The sequence below is a fragment of the Marinospirillum sp. genome (genome assembly GCF_014859565.1).
The window spans coordinates 1-6,153 of the sequence record NZ_JACUUA010000188.1 but is presented as its reverse complement, the minus strand read 5'-3'; the positions used below and the strand labels follow the sequence as shown (position 1 = coordinate 6,153).

Sequence of the window (6,153 nt, the reverse complement as noted above, 5' to 3'; positions counted from 1 at the left end):
ACCTCCTGACTTTAAAGCCATCATGCCAGATTTCCAGAGAGGGGTAATAGACTGTGGCAAGGTAAAAAGCTTGATCATTACCCCAGCTAATCCGTATCCGGCTGGGGTAATGAGGATCAACAGCGTGATATCAAAAGCCTTCTATTTCTTCTGCCGTTAAATCCTTAAGGTTATCAAGGCTATAGCTGCCATCAGGTTGTACAGTAAGCGTCCGGTGTACTTTTGCAGAAGAATACTGCCCCGACTTATTACTGTGTTGCCACCAAATAACTTTCTCAACAACCATTGAGCCTTCGGGTCTGGCAGTCGAAGCATCACCTTCGAAAAGTTTTGGTAGAATTTGCTTCAGCACCTCTGCATCTTGATCACTAAATCCGGTTTTCTCAGCTAATTGCGGCGATATCGCGCCGTATGCAACATAAACAGCCTGATCAACCCGATGCTTCATCCCCATGGTATCCGAACCTTTTTTACTGCCATCACCATCACCACTTACGCTCTTGGTAATTTGCGTGCTCGTAATGCTGACAGGCTCGACACTAAATGCAGAGTGAATACTTACAGGTCCACGAATCGGGATGGAAACGCCATCTTTTTCATCACTTTTAAAAGCAAATAGTTGCCCAAAAGCACGCACGTCAAACCAAGTGTCACAAGCCAATCTGGCAGCTTTTTCAGGTGCCGTTTTTTTGGCATTCAGTGCATCCTTACCCAGCACACCTTCAGCTCTTGCTCGCAAACTTGGATAGGCATCCGTTTTCTTTTCATCAGACTGTACAAAAATAGCATGGCCTGCGTCTTGTAAACGGTCTCTGGTTTTACGTTTCAGGCAAACATCTGTGACCTCTCCATAACCATCATAATCTGTACGCGGGCGGTTACCATTTAGCGGATCGCCATTTGGGTTAGCATTCTTTACAGAAAAAATAATGGCAAAATCAATTTTCTTGCTCAATGAACTCATTGCTCTTCTCCTTCGGGTACAGTTAATTCCGGCTCTCCTGGCGATTTGATAACCCATTCACCATTTTTTAATTTATGATCTCGCAGCCACTTTCGCTGACAATGGAAACCTAGAAGATATTCACCACTCAATCGTTTATCCGCGGAAAAATCATCCCGATCAAAAGAATCGGTTATATCATCCAGCAGCCGTTTGTATGCGGCTTCCAAAGGAGGAATCTTGGTACGCAAGCGTTGCTGATATGGACCGAGTGCAGTTTCAATATTCAACCAGGTTGAGGCAGGACGATCAGCAAAGCGCTGCATTAGTCGACTAGCGTGCGTTGTTCGACTGGGTTCTTTTGCAACAAACATTGCCATTTCTTCTATCCGCTCTGCGACTGCTAAGAGACGCCCGTACAGATAGTCTTTGCCGGTGTAGTTGGTATCCAGCGACATTTTATATTCTCTCCATTTTTTTGAATCCAGTTGACGCTCTGGATGATGAAATCCGCGATACAGCGCGCAAGCAACCCCTAAGTTCCTCTCCCACTCCCAATGCTCACTGTTATTCCGATTGCTCGCGCGAGTTACAGCAAGGTTGACCAAATCTATGGGTAGAGGCCTTCCTTCCAGAATGCAGGGCATAATCCTTTCATAAAGACTTTTTTTAAGTTCTTCATTACTTTTCACCACGTCCCCATAAGCTGCTTGGAGTATGTTCCAGGGTGAAGGCGCACTGACAGGCCAATACACCTGTGTTTTTGGCTTCTTTCCGCCTGCTTGGATCTCTTTACTTACCCGCTGCGGCCAAGCCAAGTGCAAATGCCATTTCTCGATGGTTTTTATATAATCCCTGGCCATAAAATCGCGGTAGTAGATAATCGCCATACGACCCGGCGTAGCAGAGTCCAGACCCATCACTACAATGCTTTCATGGTCTTTTAGACTGGCAATGCGACCATCAAAATATCCTGCCATATAACGGTTCAGTGCCTTGGCAAAGTTCTGACCAAGATCAGTTGTAAGATCGGTTACTGTGGATAGCGCGTCATGGTTTTCATCTGTAACCACATCGAAATTATCTAGATCCCAAGTGGGTGCCAACGGATCAGGTCTTGGTTTGCCGGATACAGCCCAAGCAACAAGCACTTGATCACCATTTCTATTTGCTTGATTGCTAATCAACCAGCGCAAGGCATTGTGGGCTTTTTGGGTGGCCTCATAAGAAACTTCACTAACTTGGCTAGGATTAAATTTTTCCGTTATTTCTTTTTTAGAGTCTGTAAGGCGTCCAAGAAATGTAAAACCCTCCCAATCATTTTGGGTTATGAGTCTAGCTCCATCAGCCGCATTCCTGATAAATTTCGGATGAAACTTAGCCAGTCTTGACTCTTCCCCTGTCACATAACAAAAACCAACTTTAGGGTTCAAGCTTTTTTCAAAATTTATCCAAGACTCTATTAAAGATAAATCCTCCCAAGTTCCCGTCATTAAATCCCCGCTGGCTTCAACTCTCCACCTGACAAAACACTTATTAGCTTCAATTTTCTGGGTGCTGTTAGCTTTAAAAACAATTGGAAAATTTATAAATCTGGAAATATCCGCCCAAAGTCTTTTTATTGAAATATAATCTCTGATGGCTATTGCTTTTGCGTGAGAGAAATCAGACTCACACCAACTATTTAAAAGTTCAAGGTACCGCTTGTTTCTTTCTTCTTTTTTCTTTACTCCGTCGTTCAAGTCAAATGCTAAATAACTTAGCTCCTCACAGAGAGGGTGGGGGTCGATATTCCCTGTTCTAGCACCAGATTTTTCAGTCACAGGAATTAAAATTGACGAGTCATCACCTTCCAAAATTTTTACACGTAGAAAATTACCTTTCTCGTCAATCGTTACCTCTACATGAGCATTTTTTTTAACATGGGCAACTGGCCATGGAGTATTTCCTGCTACACCCTGTATGTGCGGGTAGGTGTCGTAGAGTTTAGCCATCCAGCTCATAACGAGACCTCCTCAGCATTCACGCGCAAGAGGTTGTCACCAAGATTAAACTCCTTTGCCTCCATTTTTCGTACAAAACGGCGAATTTCACACTGTTCAGGCGTGGGAAACTCAAGCACACCTTTTGTCATGGTGGCGCGCCAGAAGCGACTGTGCAGCTCATTTGTCCCAGTTTCATCCGGGTAATCAAAACCATGGAACATCAGGCCAAATGACAATTCATCTATTTCATCATAGGCACCTGCTCCTTTACCAAACTCACAGGGTTCGACATAGGCCTGACAATCTCGAACACCAAGGAAAATATCCTGGCGGCCACCTTTCTCCAGCATTCGTTGAGCAATAGAAAAATGTTTGCCGTCAATGCGATCCTGTGCCAATTCCGGTCTGTGCATATTCCATTCAAAATGAGCTTCAACCTGATATTCCACCTCATGTAAGAAGGTATAGATTGCCAGACTGTTGCCCCCTCCCCAGACCAAGGGCTTGGTACCTTTAGTCTGGGTTCGGATAGGTTTCATCACCCTAACCCGGTCGACATGCCAGACAATGGTAGGCTTCCAGTAAATGGACTTAAGCACACCCTTGATCGCTTCGTAAGTGGGCACATGGTAGGAGCATTTTTCCCCGCCAATCTTAGTGATGGGGTCGGTAAACAGCGCGTAGCGCCCCGATAGTTTGAAGCTTATGCTGTTTTTCATATTATCTCCTATAAAATATGAGACCGCATCATGCTGACGCGCTCAGTTCCAAGGCCAAAGTCTCTGCTGTAGTACTCTTCATCCAAGTAATAGATACCGTGACCCAACTGCACTTCATGAACCGCACCCTGCTCCAGAAGTTTTTTCCACACATTGGGAAATACATTGACACTGTACTTTTGTGCTTGACGAAGCAGTTGATAATAACGGTGTGCATTAAACTCTTTGGCTGCAGAACAAAGCTCATCCACAAGTTTACACCCTTTACCTTGTCGAATAATTACTGCCTGTGTTGGTGCATCTATGGCTTTGAATTTTTTACCTGCTTCCATAAAGGCGTGCCGCATCAGCGGGATTTTTCCTTCACGCTCGTCAAAATTTTTATTACAACCCTCACGGACGCTAAGAAGATTCAGCAAATTGTCTGACCGCTGGCTTTTGTTACCATCCAGTCGATAGGCCATATCATCCGCCCGGTCAAAGAAGTAGTAACGAAAATACTGTTTGATGGCTTCTGGTGACAGGATGTCTTCATAACCCTCTGAAAGGACACGTTCTGCTTTATCCTTGCCAGCCTCGATATCCTTAAACAACCCTGTACTCTCCTTATCAGGATTTATAACAAACACCTGGCCTTTGATCAGATTACCCTCGTCATCTTTTAACCTGCCATTACGATTACAACGCCCGGCTGCTTGTGCAATGGAATCCAAGCCAGCAAGGAAACGAATCACGCTCGCAAAATCAACATCGACACCAGCCTCAATCAATTGCGTCGAGATACAAAGCACTGGCTTGCCATACTTTAATCGCTTTTTTATTAGGTACAATAGTATCTTCCGATGGCGTGGACATTGATTCGTACTCAGATGAAACAGGTGCGAGTCATTAACTTTTTCTGCACAGCGCCGGTACAGCACTTGCGCCCAAGCTTTGGTATTAACGATTACCAGACAACTATTACGCTCATTAAACTGAGCAACTGCCAATTCAGCGATTTCCTGTGTGTGCCACCCTCCTGGCCTCAACAGGTTATTAACATCAACACGCCGAAGCTCATTAAAGTGACGATTAAAGTCGCCAGCCAGCTCATTTTCTTTCGGAATTATCAACTGGCCTTTATCTGACCCTTTTAACTCATTAATTGATGGCTGGGTTGCTGTACAGAGCACAGTCGTGGTATTGGCTTGCTGTGAGAGAAAGTTAATGGCATTGCAGAAGATGTGAACACAATTCACCGGCAAGGTCTGGATCTCATCAAAAATCAGCACACTGTTGGCCAGTTGATGAAGTCGCCTCACACCTTTGGTTCCTCCACTGAATAAGGTTTCCAACAGCTGTACCATAGTGGTCAGCACTATGGGTGCATCCCAGTTTTCTGATACCAATTTGGTCTGCCAGGTTTGCTGCTCCGGCTCCAGGTTGGAGTGATGCTCGAGCACCCAGGGCCTGACATCGCCATCTTTTTCTACCACTTCCCGTATGACTTTAGCGTTTTGCTCAATGATGGAGGTATAGGGAATGACATAGATGATGCGATCCAACGCATGATGTCTGGCATGGTGCAGGGCGTAACGCAAACTGGCATAAGTCTTTCCGCCACCAGTGGGTACTGTCAGTGTGTAAATTCCTTGTGCTCGTTCTGAATTGTTTTTGCAGTTATCGGAAATTTCTCTTCGTAATTCATCAACATAGTTGCGCGGAGCCAAAGCAGCCAAGTGCTTCTCCAAACGTGCCAGAGCCACACTCCAATCTACGGGGGCTGCATTATTTAACCGCTCACTTAGTCTGGTCGGATCTTCAAACTCGGCACTGTTGAGCCTGTCTGCATCGATCAGGCAACTGAATAAAAAACGTGTGAAAAAGCCCAGATTGAAGAAGTCAATTGTTGATGGCTCGTTAAAGTTGACGAGTTTAGCAAGTTGACCAAACAGCTCCTTTACCAAGTCCACCGTTGCAAGTTGCCCAATGGCTTCCATAATTCTTTGATCTGCTGCCTGCAAACACTCGTCGAGGTGAACTTTTTCATCTGGTTTGCGCATACGCTCAGTAAACACAGCCTTGTCATCTATACCAAAGCAGTCGATCAGACCGCTGTGATGTGATGCAATACAAAGCGATAATATCTGACCGCACAGCTCACCTTGGCCGCCAGCGCCAAACCGCTTAAGTCGCTTCCAAACCAGATGGGCACCGGCAGTAGAGTGGTCGACCTTTCCTTTCATGCCTTTGGCATCAACATAATCGTCTTCATCTGGGTTAATTTCACCAGTGGCAGACTTGATGTAGTTTTGAAACTGCTGACTGTACTTACCAAAATCATGTAGCAAACCAAGCAGCCTGCCCGCATTTTCAGCACCGACTTTCTTGGCAAAAGCGCTTGCAAGCTCGCCGACCTCATACAGGTGGGCATGAAGCAATTGCAGTTCGTTATCTTTCTTTCGTTTATGGGCAATGTAGGTTTTGTTATCCATATTCCCTTTTCCATTTTTGGCGGCACTTCTTA

The 6,153-nt window shown here is 45.2% G+C and carries 4 protein-coding genes; all 4 read right to left on the bottom strand.

Translation table 11 applies throughout. The annotated features are described in order from the left end of the window. Positions 1-130: 130 nt before the first annotated feature. Genes cas7c through cas3 form a run of 4 tightly spaced genes read right to left on the bottom strand, consistent with a single transcriptional unit; the run spans position 131 to position 6,121 of the window. Positions 131-964: a type I-C CRISPR-associated protein Cas7/Csd2 gene (gene cas7c / locus IBX50_RS15980; protein WP_292257293.1), complete on the bottom strand. Its 834-nt coding sequence runs from the start codon at positions 962-964 to the stop codon at positions 131-133. Beyond that, on the bottom strand, positions 961-2,946 hold the full coding sequence (cas8c, locus tag IBX50_RS15975; RefSeq protein ID WP_292257292.1) for a type I-C CRISPR-associated protein Cas8c/Csd1: 1,986 nt from the start codon (positions 2,944-2,946) through the stop codon (positions 961-963). Before cas8c ends, cas7c begins: the two co-directional genes overlap by 4 nt. Next, entirely contained in the window at positions 2,943-3,647 is a 705-nt protein-coding gene (gene cas5c, locus IBX50_RS15970) for a type I-C CRISPR-associated protein Cas5c (RefSeq protein WP_292257291.1), read from the bottom strand. Before cas5c ends, cas8c begins: the two co-directional genes overlap by 4 nt. An 8-nt stretch (positions 3,648-3,655) precedes the next feature. Continuing rightward, entirely contained in the window at positions 3,656-6,121 is a 2,466-nt protein-coding gene (gene cas3, locus IBX50_RS15965) for a CRISPR-associated helicase Cas3' (RefSeq protein ID WP_292257290.1), read from the bottom strand. Positions 6,122-6,153 lie beyond the last annotated feature (32 nt).